This is a genomic window from Nostoc sp. (assembly GCF_036917155.1).
GTDB lineage: Bacteria > Cyanobacteriota > Cyanobacteriia > Cyanobacteriales > Nostocaceae > Nostoc.
Map to the genome: position 1 here is coordinate 12,743 of NZ_JBALDZ010000158.1, position 18,708 is coordinate 31,450.

The 18,708-nt window shown below is 39.1% G+C and carries 16 protein-coding genes and 1 pseudogene; 11 read left to right on the top strand and 6 right to left on the bottom strand.

Annotation, left to right across the window (positions count from 1 at the left end):
• The first annotated feature begins 139 nt into the window (after positions 1-139).
• From V7K67_RS21110 to V7K67_RS21150, 9 genes are all read left to right on the top strand, one after another.
• Positions 140-1,279 carry an acyl-CoA dehydrogenase family protein gene (locus V7K67_RS21110; protein ID WP_335168260.1) on the top strand — a complete coding sequence of 380 codons (1,140 nt, stop codon included), beginning with the start codon at positions 140-142 and terminating at the stop codon, positions 1,277-1,279.
• An 11-nt stretch (positions 1,280-1,290) separates the two neighbouring features.
• Positions 1,291-2,877 (top strand): amino acid adenylation domain-containing protein, encoded by a 1,587-nt coding sequence (locus tag V7K67_RS21115; protein ID WP_334733361.1) that lies wholly within the window; start codon positions 1,291-1,293, stop codon positions 2,875-2,877.
• An 11-nt stretch (positions 2,878-2,888) separates the two neighbouring features.
• Positions 2,889-3,170, top strand: coding sequence for an acyl carrier protein (locus tag V7K67_RS21120; RefSeq protein WP_334733360.1), 282 nt, complete (start codon positions 2,889-2,891; stop codon positions 3,168-3,170).
• On the top strand, positions 3,167-4,480 hold the full coding sequence (locus V7K67_RS21125) for an NAD(P)/FAD-dependent oxidoreductase (RefSeq protein WP_334803584.1): 1,314 nt from the start codon (positions 3,167-3,169) through the stop codon (positions 4,478-4,480). Before V7K67_RS21120 ends, V7K67_RS21125 begins: the two co-directional genes overlap by 4 nt.
• Positions 4,481-4,522: 42 nt before the next feature.
• Positions 4,523-5,020: a class I SAM-dependent methyltransferase gene (locus tag V7K67_RS21130; protein ID WP_334733358.1), complete on the top strand. Its 498-nt coding sequence runs from the start codon at positions 4,523-4,525 to the stop codon at positions 5,018-5,020.
• Between the two features lie 138 nt (positions 5,021-5,158).
• A complete protein-coding gene (locus tag V7K67_RS21135) occupies positions 5,159-6,082 on the top strand; it encodes a hypothetical protein (protein ID WP_335168263.1) in 924 nt (307 codons plus the stop codon).
• Between the two features lies 1 nt (position 6,083).
• Positions 6,084-6,506, top strand: a complete 423-nt coding sequence (locus V7K67_RS21140; RefSeq protein ID WP_334803586.1) for a hypothetical protein — start codon at positions 6,084-6,086, stop codon at positions 6,504-6,506.
• A gap of 184 nt (positions 6,507-6,690) precedes the next feature.
• On the top strand, positions 6,691-8,346 hold the full coding sequence (locus tag V7K67_RS21145; RefSeq protein WP_335168265.1) for a tetratricopeptide repeat protein: 1,656 nt from the start codon (positions 6,691-6,693) through the stop codon (positions 8,344-8,346).
• Between the two features lie 25 nt (positions 8,347-8,371).
• Positions 8,372-9,583 (top strand): sulfotransferase family protein, encoded by a 1,212-nt coding sequence (locus tag V7K67_RS21150; protein ID WP_334733888.1) that lies wholly within the window; start codon positions 8,372-8,374, stop codon positions 9,581-9,583.
• Between the two features lie 921 nt (positions 9,584-10,504).
• On the opposite strand, the gene V7K67_RS21155 is transcribed toward V7K67_RS21150, so the two are convergent.
• The 6 genes and pseudogenes from V7K67_RS21155 to V7K67_RS21180 form a co-directional block, all read right to left on the bottom strand.
• Positions 10,505-12,910 carry a glycosyltransferase gene (locus V7K67_RS21155; protein WP_335168267.1) on the bottom strand — a complete coding sequence of 802 codons (2,406 nt, stop codon included), beginning with the start codon at positions 12,908-12,910 and terminating at the stop codon, positions 10,505-10,507.
• Between the two features lie 446 nt (positions 12,911-13,356).
• Positions 13,357-13,713 carry a type II toxin-antitoxin system PemK/MazF family toxin gene (locus V7K67_RS21160; RefSeq protein WP_334803592.1) on the bottom strand — a complete coding sequence of 119 codons (357 nt, stop codon included), beginning with the start codon at positions 13,711-13,713 and terminating at the stop codon, positions 13,357-13,359.
• On the bottom strand, positions 13,713-13,952 hold the full coding sequence (gene mazE / locus V7K67_RS21165) for a type II toxin-antitoxin system MazE family antitoxin (protein ID WP_334733885.1): 240 nt from the start codon (positions 13,950-13,952) through the stop codon (positions 13,713-13,715). The genes V7K67_RS21160 and mazE overlap by 1 nt, the downstream gene beginning before the upstream one ends.
• Before the next feature lie 255 nt (positions 13,953-14,207).
• On the bottom strand, positions 14,208-14,354 hold the full coding sequence (locus tag V7K67_RS21170; RefSeq protein ID WP_334733884.1) for a hypothetical protein: 147 nt from the start codon (positions 14,352-14,354) through the stop codon (positions 14,208-14,210).
• Between the two features lie 324 nt (positions 14,355-14,678).
• Positions 14,679-15,005 carry a helix-turn-helix domain-containing protein gene (locus tag V7K67_RS21175; protein ID WP_334733882.1) on the bottom strand — a complete coding sequence of 109 codons (327 nt, stop codon included), beginning with the start codon at positions 15,003-15,005 and terminating at the stop codon, positions 14,679-14,681.
• A gap of 4 nt (positions 15,006-15,009) precedes the next feature.
• Positions 15,010-15,489: pseudogene (locus V7K67_RS21180) on the bottom strand (type II toxin-antitoxin system RelE/ParE family toxin).
• A gap of 217 nt (positions 15,490-15,706) precedes the next feature.
• On the opposite strand from V7K67_RS21180, the gene V7K67_RS21185 reads away from it, so the two are divergent.
• Together V7K67_RS21185 and V7K67_RS21190 are read left to right on the top strand one after the other, a co-directional pair.
• Entirely contained in the window at positions 15,707-18,271 is a 2,565-nt protein-coding gene (locus V7K67_RS21185) for an SGNH/GDSL hydrolase family protein (RefSeq protein WP_334733881.1), read from the top strand.
• Positions 18,268-18,708 (top strand): carbamoyltransferase N-terminal domain-containing protein (locus V7K67_RS21190; RefSeq protein WP_335168270.1); only part of this gene is annotated, 441 nt, incomplete at its 3' end. The genes V7K67_RS21185 and V7K67_RS21190, both read left to right, overlap by 4 nt.

The window sequence follows — 18,708 nt, forward strand, 5'->3', positions numbered from 1 at the left end:
TTTGAAGGAGTTTAGCGATTTTTGCCATAAAAAGACTTAAAGACCGAAAACATCAGGGAACCATGAGCGAGGTAACTCTAAATTGATGTAATATCAGTTAGCAACTTTAAATCTTAATACTTTATAGGTATTTATAACTATGTTCTCGTTCAAAGAACAAGTTGAAATTAAAGAAAAGTTAATTGAATTTGCTCAAAAATCATTAATAGAGGATATTACTAAGTTAGACCTACAAGAAGAATTTAATTTAGAGGGATGGCGCAAATGTGCTGCATGGGGAATTATGGGTATGCCAATTCCTCAAGAATATGGGGGAAAAGAATTAGATAGTCTGACAACTATTTATGCTTTAGAAGGTCTGGGTTACGGTTGTAAGGATAACGGCTTGTTGTTCTCCATTGCGACTCATATATGGGCTTGCGAATTTCCTATATTGACCTTTGGCACCCAAGAGCAAAAACTTAAATATCTTCCTAGCCTTGTAAAAGGCGAAATAATTGGTGGTCATGCAGTAACCGAAACAGAAGCTGGTTCTGATGTGTATAATCTCAAAACTACTGCTACAAGAAAGGGAGACAGATATGTTTTAAATGGCAGTAAGATTTTTGTGACTAACGGTACGATCGCCAATCTCATTTTAGTCTTTGCTAACATAGAACCTGCTTTAGGAAAAAGAGGTATTACTTGTTTTTTAGTAGAGAAAGATTTTCCAGGCTTCATCGTTAAAAAAAAGATGTCAAAAATGGGATTAAGAACAGCACAAATGGCTGAGTTACTGTTAGATAATTGTGAAATTCCTATGAGTAATCGTCTGGGAAAGGAAGGTGCAGGGATGGCTATATTCAGTCACAGTATGGAATGGGAACGCGGCTTTATCCTTGCCAGTGCTATTGGCAGTATGGAAAGATTGCTAGACCAATGCGTTCAATATGCTAAACAGCGGCAACAATTTCAGCAGCCAATAGGGAAATTTCAACAGATTTCTAGCAAGCTAGTTGACATGAAGCTTCGTCTGGAAACAGCTAGAGGACTGCTGTATAAATTTGGATGGCTAAAACAAATGGGTAAATCTGCTTTTATGGAAGCAGCTATGACAAAACTTTATATCAGCGAGTCTTGGGTGCAGTCTTGTTTAGATGCTCTTCAAATTCATGGGGGATATGGTTATTTAACAGAACTCGAACTAGAACGAGAGTTACGAGATGCTTTAGGGAGCAGAGTTTATTCGGGAACATCGGAAATTCAGCGCCAAATTATTGCTCAATTTATGGGTTTATAAGTAAAAATACTGTGTCACATCTCCGACAGCAGCTTTTAGAAATCAGTGCCGAAAAATACCCAGATAAAGCAGCGGTTATCTATAAAAACAGCGCCATAACATACCAGGATCTAGACGCAGTTTCGAGCCAGTTAGCCTGGGTTCTCAAGCGTTCTGGTGTTGAAAAAGGCGATCGCATCGGTATCTATCTCAACAAATCGATTGAAGCGGTAGCGGCAATTTTCGGCATTCTCAAAGCCGGTGCTGTATACGTTCCTCTTGATCCATCTGCTCCCGTTCGGCGCGTTGCATCTATTATTCAGGATTGCCAGATCGAGGTGTTGATATCTACTGCTAAAAAAATTCTCAGTTTAGAGCAGGTATTACCAAAATTCACTCTAGTTCGACAAGCAATTATTGTCGGTGAAGATACCTTCCAGATTTCAGGAACAATCGAAACACTTATCAGTTGGCAGGATGTATTGCAAGCACCTTTATCTTCTTTACCTGTCAACGAAGTAAGTGAAATTGATATAGCGTATATTTTATACACTTCCGGCTCAACTGGTACTCCAAAAGGAGTAACAATTAGTCATGGGGCGGCGTTGAACTTTGTTAATTGGTCTAGTGAATGTTTTCAGGTGCGTGATAGCGATCGCGTTTCTAATCACGCTCCTCTGCACTTTGATTTATCAGTTTTCGATATTTTTACCACACTCAAAGCTGGCGGTACTGTCATTATCGTTCCTGAAAAATTAACAGTTTTTCCGCTTGACTTAGCGAGATTTATTGCCCAACAACAAATCACGATTTGGTACTCAGTTCCTTCTGCTCTTATCCAGTTGGTTTTGCATGGAAATTTACCAAGATGTGACTTCTCTAATTTACGAGCTATTTTATTTGCAGGTGAGGTTTTTCCGGTTAAATATTTGCGACAACTGATGGAATGCATACCACAGGCAACATATTATAACCTTTACGGCCCTACAGAAACGAACGTTTGTACTTATTATCCAGTTGAGAAGATTCCGGATGAATCTACTAGCACAGCCTTACCTATTGGTAAAGCCTGTGCAGGGAATGAAGTGTTTGCTGTTAATGACAGGGGAGAAATAGCAACAATTGGGGAAGTGGGAGAACTTTACGTGCGTGGGCGATCGCTAATGCATGGTTACTGGGGGCGGTTAGATTTGACTAAGGAGGTTTTTTTATTCCGTTCGTGCGATATGCCTTCTCAGTCAGCAACAGCAGATCAAAAGGAGAACTTTGTTTACAGAACTGGCGATTTAGTCAGGCAAGAACCAGATGGAGATTACATTTTTTTAGGCCGTCGCGATCGCACAATTAAAAGTCGTGGTTATCGCATCGATTTAGGGGAAATAGAGACGACATTATACAAGCATCCACAAGTAGCAGAGGTAGCAGTCGTAGCTATTCCTGATGAGCAAATTGGTCATATCATCAAAGCTATTGTGGTTCCCTATGATATTGTACAAAAGCAGGATTTAGCGAGTTTCTGCTCAAACTATTTACCTAAGTATATGGTTCCTGCTGTTATAGAGTTTCGGGCATCTTTGCCAAAAACGTCCACTGGAAAAGTCAATCTTCAATTACTTTAAAAGTTAAGGATATGCCAACACAACAATATACAGAAAAAGAGGTAGAAGCAATCCTCAAACGCCAGATATCTAAAGAATTTATGTACAATAAGCCAGAAATAGTTTTAGATAATCAGTCACTTTTGATTGATGAAGAAATTATTGATTCTTTAGGAATATTTGTATTGATTAGTTTTATGGAAGAACAGTTTAATATCAAGATAAATCCAGATGAAGTGATGTTGGATAATTTTGAGACTATCGATACTGTTAAGTCGTTAGTGATGTCAAAACTTGGGAGTCTCGAAACATGAATATACCTCAATGCTGTGATGTAGTAGTAATTGGTGGTGGACCGGCTGGGAGCATGGCTGCCACGTTTCTAAGCCAAAAAGGATACGATGTAGTTTTGTTAGAACGGTGCAAGTACCCTCGCCAACATATAGGAGAAAATACTATTCCTCAATTTTGGAAGTATGCTGACTTAGCTCGAGTAAGCGACAAAATAGCTGCTGAAGGATTTATTCAGAAAGCAGGGGGTACAACCTTTTGGAATGGCTTAATTCGGCAAATTGACTTTAAGGATTTTGGTTACTCACGCCAAGCATTGCACGTTGAGAGAGACAGATTTGATTTAATATTACTGGAAAATGCCAAAAATAAGGGAGTACAAGTTTTTGAAGAAGTGTCGATTTTGTCAGTTGATTTGCAAGATGGACAACAAGAACAAAGCCTCACCTACCGTCTGCTCAAAGACAAAACTTTAGGTAAGATAACCTGTCGGTTTATTATTGATGCAAGCGGACAAAATGCTGTTATAGCGAAACAATTGGGCATCCGCACTATTGACGCAGATTTTCGGTTTATGAGTTTGTGGGGATACTTTAAGAACTCGAAGTATATTGGTCTTGATGGCAAAGCTCATTCGGTGGAAAATTTGCGAACAATTTTGCCAACTACATTTATTTGTTCTTTTGCTGAGACGGGAAATTGGGGATGGTCTTGGCATATTCCTCTGAGAGAAAGTACCAGTGTAGGTTTAGTTCTTCCTCTGGAATTTATGAAAAACGTTCAATTGAACGGTGGTTCTTGGGAGTCTTATTTTAGGCAAAAGTGTTATGAAATACCGATTCTAGAAGACCTGTTAGCAAATGCCCAATTCTGCGAAGGCAGTTTTGCTAAAATTCAGGATTATTCCTATCGCTCCACTCAGTTAGCGGGTCCGGGATTTTTCCTGATTGGTGATGCTGCTGGATTTATAGATCCGATTTTCTCGATCGGCATTGTTTTAGGAATGTATTCTGCTTACACTGCGACTTGGGCGATTGACCGCAGTTTCAAAAATCCTAGTTCTTTGGTTCATAATCAAGCACTGTTTAGCAGCCAGCTTCAAGGAAGGTTAGAAGTGGCTCGTTCTTTAGCACTTCCCCACTATCAGTCAAGCGATCGCGCCTGCGATCTGGCAAAAACCACGATTCAAATGGAAAGGGCTTTAGAACAAGAATTGATGGCAACCTGGTCTACAATGACGACCAGACCTGAGAACTTTCAGGCGATTGCCTCCAAGCTGAACGGAAGAGAAATTAATTCTAATAAATTCAGGGTTATTGAAGAAATGATCTGAGAAATATTAGATTAACAAGCTAATTCCTGAATTGATATTTGTATGAATGTTCAACAGCATCATTTAGAAGAATACAAAGAGAGAAAAAGATGGTGGGAAACCAACTGGTCAAATGTAGAATTTTCACCTACTTGGAGAATTAGTAAAATTCCCCCAGAAGTTCAAGACGCAGTTGATAGCGGCTGGTTTTCACCGAGAGCATCAGTACTAGATATTGGTTGTGGTACGGGTGAAATAGCGGCTTGGCTTGCCCAACAGGGCTTTAAAGTCTTAGGGATTGATTATTCCGAAGCTGCTATAGAAAAGGCAAAGTTGGCACATGGTGAAATTCAGGGCAAGCTAGACTTCAAAATAGTTGATATTTGTCGCCAACATTTGACTTCACCTCGATTTAATTGCCTAATTGACCGGGGCTGTTTTCACAATATTTCTCAAGCCGTTTCCTCAGACTATGTGAAAACAGTTGCTTCCTGGTGCATCCCCAACGCAAAGTTTCTACTCCTATACGCTACGACTAGAGGTTCTAGACTAGAATTCTAGGAAGAGGAAAGGTTCCGGAAGGAAGCGATCACCTACATAAAAGCTACCTTTACACCATTCTTTGAGATTACTGAAATAAAAACAACTGTTATCGAGCGAAGATCCCCTGACCAACTAGTACCAGCATTGGCAGTTTGGATGATCCGAAAGGAAGACCAGCAGGAAAGTATAAAAACATCGAGGCAACAGATCGAGATGGACGGTAAACCAAATATTCGTATTTTGGTCAAGGGCGATCGCGATGTTATGGATTCTCTACTTCCAACAACAAAAGGAGGCAGAAAGCTAGAAAAAGGTTTACAAGATTTAATCAATGAAAAGTATAATTGCGCTTTTCAAATTGAAATTATCTACGAATCCGGTGGACGTTCCGACCTTTGGTTGCAACAGTTGGGGGAAATTCCCTTCCCAAATGAATTGCACACTTCCGAACAATTAGATAGCTTCCCACCTAAGAAGCAGCTAGAAACTTTGTTAACGGGACAATCTCCTAGTTTTTTGCTAGCAGCAGATATCGATATTATCGTCTTTTCTACCCAGGCGGAAATTACCAAGAACCTGTGGAAACATCACGAAACGGGATATCTGATTGATATTCCTGAAGATTGGGAACAACGTTGGTCTGAAACTGAAAAACTGGAATTTCAACAGTATTTTTCTCCCACTGCTTTTCTGTCTGCGGAGCAATCTCAAGCTAATTTTAGTCAGATCGTTCAACTACTGAAAGAAACAACAGGTGCGTATATTATCTGTTATAACTGTTGCGACTTCGATCCGAGCGATCGCACTACTAATTATCATAAAATTGGTGAAACCTTGCGCCTGAGAATTCAAAAGCTAAATTTGGCTTTGCTCAAGCTCTCCATGCAAGAAGGAATTTCCATTATTGATGTTGAATTGCTGTTAGCAGAATTGGGTGCAGCGCAGCACGTTACCAAAGCATTAGATTATTCACTTGAAGCTTATCAGGTTATTTGCCAAGAATTCTTACGAGTTATAACAGACGTAGGTTTTTTTGAGAATCGCCCCTTACTTAAGCAAATCGGACGCAGGAGAGATTAAAATGTTGTTTAAATTGCTCATGCCCTATATCAACAAAGGCACTGAAGGAGGAATTTTTATTCAGTGGTACAAGGAAGTAGGAGATAAAATCGACTATGGAGATGATATCTTTGAAGTCAAAGTAGAAGAAGAGAAAAATAATCTTGTTTTCGAGACACCTGAAAGTGTGCTTGCAAGCTTGGCAGAACCGGAAAAGACATCAGATAAAATTCACAAACTGGATATGCTCGTCCGTGTGTGTTCTGCTGATACGGGTTTTTTACGGTGCATTTATGCACAAGAGTTTGTTTATCAGGAAATAGGACTATTATTAGCCATAATAACTACTGATATGAATGAAGAAATTAATGAATCTAAATTGGAAGAAGCTAGTACATTTCGAGTTGTAGCTAATATAATATCATATCCTGGTATTTATGTATAATTCCTTTTATCGAACAGAATTCAGGAGTCAGTCGTCAGAATTCAGCAATGTTTTCTGTACGATTGGCGGATAGCACAGCGCTATCAGTGGCGGGTTTGAATCCCCCATTGATTGATTCTGAATTCTGTATTCTTCTTCAATTGTGTTTAATTATATCTGCTAGTAACTAATTATAAAATTTATTATGGAAACAAACATTGAGAGAAATGCGACTGGAGAATATATGGATTCTAACCATATTATTTTTTGGTCGGATTCACAACGAGAAAATAAAATTGGTATCTATATAATGGGGGGTTGTGATCTTCCATCGGCGTTTTCCTGTGTTCCTTTAATTAAACCTATATTGAAGGGAACTTGCTGCATTCTCAAAGAAGGGCAGATTGAGAAATCTAGATCGGATATTCTGCTACAAAGTCTAAAAAATCATCCTCAAGATTTATTAGCCCCTGTCTTGGAGAAATTTTATCTTCCCGGTAATTTTTTTGAAAATCAACTATTCAAGTCAAATTTTTTGGCTTCTAATAGTAATGGATTTGAAGAGTTTCCTAAACAAGTAGTGATTTTATCAATTGCTGCTGACGTGGCGAGAGTGGTTTATCAACATCGGGAACATGGCTTTCTAATCGATCCGAGCGGTTGGTGGAACAATCAACGTATAGATTTGATGTTAAGAGATTTATCTTCTGCCAATTGGTTTCGGAAGCATTTTGTCAGTTTAGGGCGAATGACGGTAGAAGCTTTTATTGAAAGTTTTACTGAGTTAATCAGTCAGATTCAGGGAGTTACTAATGCTCATATTTTAGTGTTTAATACTTTAACTATTGAACCTGGGAATATCAACCATAACTATCAGTTTGTTAAGCGTCCTGAAACCTTGCGAAGGCGAGAATTTAACTTTGCTTTGGTCGAACTATCGAGAAAATTAAACTTTTGGATCGTTGATATAGATAAAGTTTTAAAGCAAACCAGAACTAAAAATATGGTCGATTTTGCCCATTTTCCTGTAGAGCTTTATCAACCAATCGGTCAAGAAGTTTATAGAATTCTAGAGGAATTAGATATTTTCAAGGTTCCTACTCAGCCTGCAAGTGACTCATCTCGACATAAGAAATTGCCACCCCAAAAGCACCAGACTCAGACCTTGTTGGAAAGCCTCCAAGCACAACTTGACCAGAAAAACCAAGAATTAGAAGCACAACAACTTGAAACCCTGCAAGCAAAAGCAGATATAGGGCAGTATCGGGAAAGTCTGCAACAAGTTCAGATACAAACTCAAATACAAATTGAGCAGTTGCAAACTCAGCTACAGCAAACACAAGCTGGACTGCAACAAACTCAGGGAGAACTACAGCAATCTCAATCTCAGCTACATACCTCTCAAACTGAATTGGTACAACTAAAGTCATATCTCCAACAAACTCAGGGAGTAGAGGGAGTAATGAGCTATTATCGCTCTCGCATCGCTTCTAACCCCGATAATATCCAACTTTACCATCAGGCATTGACAATTAAGCAAGATGATGCACAAATCCATTTGCAGTTAGGCAATGCTTTAGTTCGACAAAATCGCTTTTGTGATGCGATCGCCACTTATCAAACCGCACTTCAATTCCACCCAGACAACTTTGAAATACACTTGGAGCTAGGAAAGACTTTAGAAAAAGATCAGAAATGGGATGAAGCGATCGCTTCTTATCGACATGTGATCGAACTAAATCCAGATTACGCTTGGTCGCACAAATACTTAGGAGATATACTAGCAGAACGCGGTCAAATTAACGAAGCAAGTGTCTGTTACCGTAGGTTTTGCAACTGCAAGCGAGGATTTTTGAATTGACATGAGTTAAGAAGGAAGGTTATTTATGTTACCAGAAAAGCAAACAAAAAATTTAATCGCGCACTATCAAAAGGCTCTACTGATCAAGCCTGACAATCCTACAACTTTCTACAAAATTGGCAAACAATATCAGTATGTAGTTGAATTTAACCGAGCTTTTGATTATTACTTAAAAGCAATTCAATCTAATCCCACTTGTCATTTATATTACTATGATTTAAGTATCGTTCTATTTTGTTCAAATATATTTAACCAATCAATCGAGCCTGATTATCTGCAACTCGGAATTGATTTGCTCAAGCAAACTATTAAAAATCAGCCAATTTTTTTATTCGCTCAATATTTATTGGGTATTTTACTGATTCAACAAGGAAAAGTAAAAGAAGCAATTGCTTGTTACAAAACTTTGAGTTATCAACAGATATTGGCATCTCATCCAGAACTTGCTAAACAGCATTGGAATTCTCAAAAATCACGAAAGCCAGATTTTATCATTTGTGGTTTACCCAGGTGTGGAACAACTTCGATTTACGGTTATTTAACTTCTCATCCTCAAGTTCTTACTGCTGTTGAAAAAGAAATTAATTTTTTTTCTCACTTTTTTGATCGAGGACTGGATTATTACTATGCCCATTTTCCGGCAATTCAAGATAATAATTACTTAACTGGCGAAGCAACTCCCTCATATTTATGTCGGGCAAATCCTCAACAAATCTTTCAATTATTTCCCAATATTAAGTTAATTTTTTTACTCAGAAATCCTGTTGATAGAGCAATTTCATCCTTTTACCTTTTCAATCGTTTAGGGATTGGACAAAATTCTTTAGAACAAACTTTTAAATTTAGTATTGAGCGTCTGGAAGAAAGACCAGACTTGGATTCATTAAGCGTCCAAAATAAAAAATTTAGCAAGGACTCTTTACTTGAAGAAATTTCATTAATACATACAATACCGAGCCTGTATGTTTATTTTATCAAAAAATGGATGAATGTTTTTCCAAAGGAACAGCTTTTAATTCTCAAAAGTGAAGATTTTTATAGCAACCCATCATCTACAATGAAGCAAGTTCATCGTTTTTTGAACTTGCCAGACTATCAACTGACTGAGTATCGTAACTACAATCTGGGGTCTTATCATTCTGTTCCTGATGCTTTACGATACCAGTTAGCAGAATTTTTTCAACCCTATAATCGAGAATTAGAAGACTACTTAGGCAGAAAATTTAATTGGGAGTAAAATTAACTTATCGTGCGTTCCCCTACCGTCTCGTAGAAAATCACTCGAAATCCAACTTTAGCATCAGGCATTGACAATTAAGCCAGATAATGGTCAAATTCTTTTGCAGCTAGGCAATGCTTTACTCAGAAGATGTCTTGCGTAAGTCCTATTAATATAAAACTATTGTAGGGTGTGTTACCGCGAAGCGTTTAATCCGTCAAGTTTTGACTAAACTAGTTCGACAGGTTTTCACCTGTCGAATCAAATGTCATCCCTCCAAATCAGGGGATGACACTCGCCTGTGTGATTTTTGATAGGAGGCGATCGCACATCGCCATCGATGAAATCAAACCCTATAGGAAACTAAAATAGGAACTATAAACTGAAACTATTTTTTCAGAAAAACTAGTAGTCTATCAAGCGAAGTTTGAAGGGTAAATAAACGAACCACAGAGGCGCAGAGGGCACAGAGAGAGAAGAAAAGAGATGTTTCAGAAGTGTCTCACCCAGCATAGTTGGCTTGATAGACTACTAGTAGTTCATGTCATTAGTTATGAAGGGTTTGTAGTGAGCGATTTATCGCTCAAATCAAGGACTAAAGTCCTGACTACGAACTTTTATAACCCTTCAGAACTAATGACACAGACTACTAGGACAGCTAATCATCAAACGTTTGCTTTCTTAAACTCTTGGTATTTGATGAGGAACAAGTGAGGATTGTGCATAAGTAAGTCGGTGCTAATATTTCCAGCTATGTTAAGGAATTTTAATGTCGGGTGTGTTGTCGCCAAGCGCCGCACCGTCAACAATCTCAGGTGCGTTGCTATAAGGCATAACACACCCTACAGCTAATTTATTTTTCTTCATATACATTGAATTTTTCTCACTTACTGTACCGCAGCTAATTGAAAATAAAACATCTGTGTAATTAATTTTGCTTTAACTTAGTAGGTCAATTGAGTAGTGCATCTTAGCATGTCTTTGAACATCAGCCAACTCTAACCATTCAAAATCATCAAGCTGTAATATCGATTTTTTAAACTCCAACTTGGCTTTTTCAAAATTTCTGATATGAATAAAGTACATAACTTTAGCTGCCAGAATATTCGGCTGCATTTTCTTTGGTGTAATGTCTAATGAATAACTAAAAGCGGCTTCAACTTCAGTTTCCGAAAAACTATCAAATGAATATGAATTTTGTAACACCTCGTTGGGAATCAGCTTGACATAGCGAAAAGCTCTAGAGGAATAAATGAAGGGATGCTCAATCGGCACTAGATACTCTCGCAAGCGATACATAATTAGATGAATCCAAGAAGTATAGTAATGAGCAAAGTCTTGGTGGATTACCAGAGATACTTCTGGAATCAGATCAGGAAAGAAATTCTTTACAATACTATTTGTTAATTCCCAGGATTTCATCGCATCAATAAAAAGACACTCAATTTCACCTTGTTGCCAGCCAATTTCTGCAAGATCCCCAGGATGAACATGAATGAGATGACTCCAAGGATTAATTCGCTCCAGGTATTCGTCTAGAAAACTATCTCCATCTTTGTACTTTCCTTCTAACGAAGTGCCAATGACATTTTGCTGCATTCCACCCAGTGAAGACCAAATAAAAATATCATAAACATGAATGCGCTGGCTTTTGTTCGTTACATAGGAATTAGCCTCAAGTCCCATTGCTAAGGAAATAGTTGATGAGCCAAACCAGCAACCAAGCTCTACAATCTCTCCTCTACCTGAATACTCATTTTGGGCATAGTTCTCTAAAAAGAGTTGCTCATCTATTGAAGTCATACCCAGTATCCATTGCCTGGGTTCACTTCTGTCTAGATGGGTTGCAGGTGATGTAGCTGTTTGACAAAAAGCTTGCTTCATGTATTCAAATCTTTGATTCAGCAGACGTTGATTCACAACATGGAGAAACTCTCTCATCGGTACACCGAGTTTCTCAGGGTAGACTGAGATAGCTTCAATCATAGCTTGTGCAAGCGATCGCACATCTTCCGGTATGAACCAGCGCACACCACTGGTGCGTTCAATGAGATTGAGAGTTTCTTGAAATCCACCTGTGTCTGAAACGATTAAACTAACAGGTAATTGTCCCATTTCTAATGCTGTATGGGGAAAATTCTCTTGACTACTGGTGAGGCAAACGACTGCACAATGCAACAAACTAATCAACTGAATCGCTTCTTGACTGAACAAATCAGTCACAATGGTGTAACAACAATTAGAGCCTAACTTTTGTTTAATATATTGCTGGCTATCTAAACCTTGTAAACCCTCTGCTTGCAGCTCAACGTTCTTACCTAGAAAGATGATATGAACTTTTTCAATAACATTGCTTTCTAGTAGTTTGATTGCTTCTAGGAAGGTAAAAAGTCCTTTTCTCTCCTCTAATCGTCCAAAAAATACAAGCGGAATTTTATCTTCATCAACAATTCGTTGCAAATCATTTCTCAGCGTAATTGTTTGCAACGGTTGTTCAATAACTGAAAAACAATAAGGTAAATGCTTTGCATGAGATGTTTTCCAGCCATACTTCTCTACTTTCTCTTTAAGAAAATGTGACAGAAAGAATGCTAAATCTGCCTGTTCAAAGGAATACTGCTCATAATGGCTCGTTTGCCAAAACCAGTCAGGATGAGAATGTGTGTACCTTGCATGAGCTTCTTGCAGCCACTCCTGCCCACTATGCAAAGTCACAGCCACCACACAATTTTCTCCTAAAATGCCTGTTCGCTTGGCTTGAACTGTGCGGTATCCCAATCCCAGCATTTCGGGAAATTCAATGTAAATATAGGTGTGAGGAAATGTAGTAGCGAGCGCTTGAGCAAAAAATAGCGCACAATAGCTCTCGTAGTCTACCCATTCTCCATGCTGCAACTGAGATAAAATTGCCAAGTGAGTCGGCTGTAATTCTAGTACATCCATACATTCACTCGTCGAAAAGATATGTTTCACTGCGGGAATAGTTGACTCTCCAGCAAACTTCTCTTGACTTTGGCAAAGCAGTAGCACAACATAAAAGTCTTCTGCTGCTAATTTCTCACCAAGAGTGCGGTAGTAAGTGCCAATTCCACCATTCCTAAAAATACCTTCGTATTCGGTTGTGACAAGTAATGCTATTCGTTTAACTGCCGGGGGCAATTTGTCTTTTATTATCTGTTTGAAGCTGACTTCAAAGTTGTTAGTATGATGATTTTGCAGCATTTCCTTTTGAAAAATTAGATTGAGGATTTTATTAGTGAATGCCAAAGGTTGATTCACATTAGCTTCGCTAAAGTACTGCTGTAAAAGTTTCTCTTCATTTGAGATAGGATACAAGCTTCTCATTTCTTCCGCATCTCCATCTGCAATTAACAAATCTTTTAAGTTAGAACCTAGTACTATCTCAAATTCGTGATAGCTGACAGCATTCCGATGTCTTGGGGGAAAACAAGAAATCTATTTCCCTCCCCAATACATACGGGGAGGGTTAGGGTGGGGTAAAAAATATTTGATAGGGAGTATCCCAATTTTGCTTAAATATTTTCCCTCACCCCCAGCCCCTCTCCCATGTTTGGGAGAGGGGAGACATAACTCTAGTTCCCCGAATCCCAAACATGGGATTCGGGGTTAGGGGATGAGGCCTATCAAGGTTTTTGCACATTTGGGATGCTCTCATTTGATACATCAATCATGACTTTTCAAACATCCTTTAACACTTGTCAAGGTTTTTAACAAAATTATTAATATTTTTTTACATATCAAATATTATGTGTAATATAAAGAGTGATTTGTCAAGAAAATTCAAGTACTATATTCAATGCTGTCCGAATCGATTGCCAATATTCTTCTTCCAACACTCCTACTAATCCGAGAACTCGGCTATTATCAATACTGCGAATTTGTCCAACATCAATGTAACGGTCTTGATCTAAACCATTCATAGCAGATGCTACAACATTAACAACATAAGGAGCATTTTTACTTCCTGGTCTGAATGGCATTACAACTGTTAACAAACCGTGCTGGTTCATTATATCGTTCTGAACAACTAGGCAAGAGCGTGTCTTTCGCAATTCTGTACCGACTGTTGGGTCAAGTTTACAAAAGCGTATTTCTCCACGTCGATAAGTTAAGTTACCTTTAGGCATTATTCAATTCCATCCCCAGCGACACAATCCCAAAGTGCGATTTCTTCCTGATACTCTGGGTTATTAGCGTCTTCTTGAAGCGCTGCAATCATCTCTGCTTCTAAGATTGTACGACGATGCTGACTCAAGACATCGTTGATGTACCCACTACGATTAGGAGTTTCTCCATTATTAGCACCTCGCTTATCTATAAAAGCCAAAATATCTTCATCCAGTGTGATTGTTACTTTCTTAGCCAAAGATATGTTTCCTTAGTCTTACTATTTAATCTTACTATTTTATCATACCAAAGCGTTTCCCGACAAGGGTGAGTATACCCGTAGGGGCACGGCACTGCCCATAAGGCAATACAGTTCAGATAAGACCAAAACACTTGTAGAGACGGCGATTTATCGCGTCTCAAAAACCCAAAATTTTTACCATTAGCCCTTAACTGAACTGTATTGGCCCATAAGGTGTCAACTTAACGTGAAACCCTTGTCAAAACGTGATATTCAGTTCTCTGGCTTACCATCACTCAACGCGTTACCCCACCCTAATCCTCCCGATGCATTGGGGAGCCACTGCGTTGGGCGGGCAACGCCCAATACGGTTCGGTTAAGGCAAGAGACGCGATAAATCGCCGTCTCTACAATAGACATCTCCGAAAAACAATGTAGAGACGTAGCACTGCTACGTCTCTACAAGGGTTATGGGTAAAGCATATTTAATTTCTGGAGATGTCTAATAATCAGGCTTGTCATCAAAAAACCTTATCCGAACCGTATTGGGGCAACGCCCGACTTGTTCGCGCAGCGTCTCCCCTTCTCACATTGGGAGAGGCTAGCGCCAAGGGAGAAGCATGTGGTGTGAGGGAACTATATTTTCCGGTTTCCCCCCAAGACATCGGGGGGATTAAGGGGGGTAAAACGCATGTCGGGTAAGCATTTGAGCTTAAGTTGACACGTAGTGGCACTGCCGTGCCCCTACACCTGGCGATATTTTGCTTTTTCTTCTTTCTCATCGAGTTCTGCAAGTCCAGTAATTACAACAGGTGGTCGATCGGGAAATTCCACAATTAGTTGAAGCGAACCACCCATTGCATTTAAGTAACTACGGAGAGTTGAAAGCAGAAGGTCGGTACGTTTTTCCAGCTTTGAGATACTATCTTGGCGAATCCCTAATAATTCTGCCATCCGCTCTTGAGTAAGTTCCCTTGCTTTTCTTACATCCCGAAGTGTCATATGTTCCGCGATTAGCTCGGCTGCCCGCGCTTCAATTTTTTGGGCGCGATCGCGTGGAAGTTTTTGCATTATTTCATTGAGATTCTTCACCGTCACCTTTTTCTCCTTCTTCTTTTAATCGACTCAGATGCTCGCCAAATCGTTTATCAGCTTTTGCTATAAGTTGTTTGTAAAATCGTTTTTGACTCGTTCCTGTCTTATCCTCAGCCACAAGCAAGATTGCTTGGCGTTTTGGGTCAAAAGCAAAGGCTACTCGCCACACCCCGTTTGCCGCTTTAAAACGAAGCTTTTTCATATTGTCATGACAGGAACCATTAAGTAGACATCTCCGAAAATGAATGTAGAGACGTAGCACTGCTACGTCTCTACAAGGATTCTGGATAACGCATATTTAATTTCTGGAGATATCTAGTGTATCAGCGTGAGGTCTTTTAAGATGTGGACCTTGGCATTCAAGCAATTTTGCATAAGCCAGCAATTCATCTTGAACCCCTTGGGGGAGTTCATAGAACTCAGGCTCAAATTCTTCATGAAATAAAACTTCCCACGCCATACTCTCATATTATGACTTCAAAGCCATATTGATTCAAGTCCATTTTAAACTTGAATTCAACATTTCCCCTTTCCCCCTCCCTTAGTAAAGATATGTGAAGTATGGAAAGTGAATAATCAAATTCTGATACGATCCATCTGCTTTGAGCAGGTAACTCAAACTAAAAGGGATAAAACTTGATATTTTTACTTAATAACCTTTCTTGGAGAAAATTTAAGTGAACCTCTCTCGTAGGTTGTTAATCTTTGTTAGTCCCCACAAAACTTGGTTGTCACCTTGTATTGCGGCTTCGGTATTAGCGTTTATTAGTTTTCCTGGCTGGCAAAAATTTTTTACTAATCTAACTTTGCCTGTTCAGGTTCAAATGACAGCAGACGATGTTAAAAACGTTAAAGCTTACTGGGATAACCCAGCACTTCATCCTAATGCTTACAAAATAATTCCGATAAAATCAGCAAAAACTCCTACTAATCAAGCCTCTTCTACTAATTGGCATATTAAGGTTGAAGCGTTAGCAGAAAAAGCATCTGACGCTAAAGGTTCTGAAGTCTGGATTGTAGATATCAGAACACCAGAAAACCAGATTAACTGGTCAAAAGCGTTAATGGGTGTGCAAAAGTGGGAACTAATTGACAATCAATACGGACCTCAAGGTAAAATAGCTGCTGCTCGCGCTGGGCAACCGCAATCTTTAGAAGTACTAGTGAAAGGTAGCAATTTAACTATCACATTATTGCGTAGCCCTTGGAGCGGTAAAGTGCGGGTAACAGCCAACAGCCAAGCACGCGAAACCAATTTATATGCTCCTAACAGTGCTATTGAAAAGCTGTATTTTGAGCCAAAAAAAAATCAAAAATCTGAGCTTTACGAAATTAAAGTTACTAAAACACCTTGGCATCGACTCAAGTTTGTTCCAGATGCTGCTAATTCCGATCAAGTGAAAATTGACTCCATTCAAATTGGGAATTTAAAAATTCAACCTGAAGCGAATGGAGAGTTTATATTACCGTTCTACTTTTGGAATCAATTTAGTTGCGCTTTAGCAGCTACAGCTATCAGTTTTTTAGGGTTAACAATTTTATTTATCAGTATCGTAAATATCCAGCGACGAAATTCCCAATTTATTAGCTGGCAATGGTTCGATAACCATCAGCCGCCCAGAGCGATAATCAAACTTAAAATTGCAAATAAACAGGCCCTAATTGTACCATACAAAGCCCTCAAATACTTTCTGATTTCCTTAATAGTCTTAGTAAGCGGTCTTTGTTTAATAGAAGGTTATCTTGACTACATAGAAAAGAGCAAAATAATTCGATTGGGATCAACGCAAAAATATCAGGTTGCCTCTATGTCTTTGCTGGCAACCTCTGTCACTCAAGCTAGAACCCAATCAAGACGGCAACTTCCACAACTATCCTCCTCAGTATGGCAACAGGAAGACGATCGCATTAATCGCAATAACAAAGAAAAAATCCTCACATCCGGTACGGTCAGGAATCCAGCACAAGGAGAGTGGATTTGGCGGTCAAAGGGATTTCCTGTTAGTAAGGTAGCAACGAAACCCAAACGTATTCTTGTGATGGGAGACTCTTTTGTATGGGGTGATGGCTATAGTAATATGAATGATATTTGGTGGCGGCAATTACAGCGAGAATTAACTCGTAGAGGCTACGAGCAAGTAGAGGTAATTGCTGCTGGATTGTGTGGAGCTTCAACCCACCAAGAGTTAGAGCAAGCACGTAATCTCGTTCGAGTTTATAAACCAAACTTAATTATTTGGGGTTATGTAACGAACGATCCCGATGAAGGGGTTATTGAGCCATTTAATTATAAGTTCGTTAATCAAGACCCAATAATAAAGTTGATTACAACCTTAAGAGATAAAGGTGTTTTTCCGAGATTAAATACACTTCTGTTTGAGGCTCGTTCTCGAAAAGTTCCAGGAACAATGGATGAAAAAAGATTTGGCTATGAATATAGTCAATGGAAGTTAAAATTACTTGAAGGTAAAAATTTTGAGCTTTACAAGAAAACAGTAAAAGAACTAGGGCATTTTCAAGTCAGTAGCGGTATCCCTAGATTTGTAATGACTTTGCCAACTTACCCTGATCGTGCTTACTTCACTACTCTATACAGCAAAATTATCCCCCTATTTAAGGCAGAGAAAATAGCCATATATAACATCTTAGAAAATTTTCTCAAATTCTATTCAGGCTTTAACTCAGATCCTGTTTACACTTGGCGCATCAATCCAGCCAATGGACATCCTGGCACTACCGCGACTCATTTTTATGGGGAACAAGCCGCAGATATTCTCGAAGCTGATTATCCACAAGTATTAGGTGAACGAACTCCTCCATCTAAACCACCAACGATTCACATCAACGATTGGGTTCCTTACAACCTAAATCTAGTTGCAAGTTCTACGGGAATTTACACCTTTAAGTATCCTGAATCAGAAGAATATATGCTGCGTTTGCCAATTGGTAAACCCTTTGTGCAGCTAAATTTAGAAGTTCCTGTAGCCATTAAAGAAATTCGTCTTTCAGGAACTGGATTAAAAGCAGCGTCTTTGGATCTAACAGCCGTAGATTCTCAACGCAAATTTGACGACGGCACTATTTACTCTTTTGAAGAGAAGCAAGGAACATCTTTAGTTTGGAATTTGGAGGGACAGTCATCTGCAAAATCTGCTAATACAATTCGACTGTCAGCCAGCTTTCAAAATAATGATAGACAACTCACCCTAACCCTAATTCCAGGTGCAGGGAGGCAACCATGAGCAAAACACGGATTCTCGGTATCTCTGCTTATTACCATGACTCGGCGGCGGCTTTAGTCGAAGATGGTAAAATCATTGCAGCAGCCCAGGAGGAAAGATTTACCCGCATCAAAGCAGATGCAGAGTTTCCCCATCATGCCATTGATTATTGTCTAGAAGCTGCGGGAATCGACGAACATCAGTTAGATTATGTTGTTTTTTACGAAAATCCTGTTGTTAAATTTGAACGCTTACTCACAACCTATCACCTAACCGCTCCCAACAGTTGGCGGAGTTTTTTGAAAGCATTTCCCGACTGGTTAACCCGAAAACTCTGGCTAGAAAGTGAAATTGCCAAAGAAATAGACCCATCCGAAAACTCACAAGCCAATATTTACAAGGCTTTGAGACCATTCCTTGCAGATTCTGTTTCAACGAAGAAATCAGGGTTTGATATA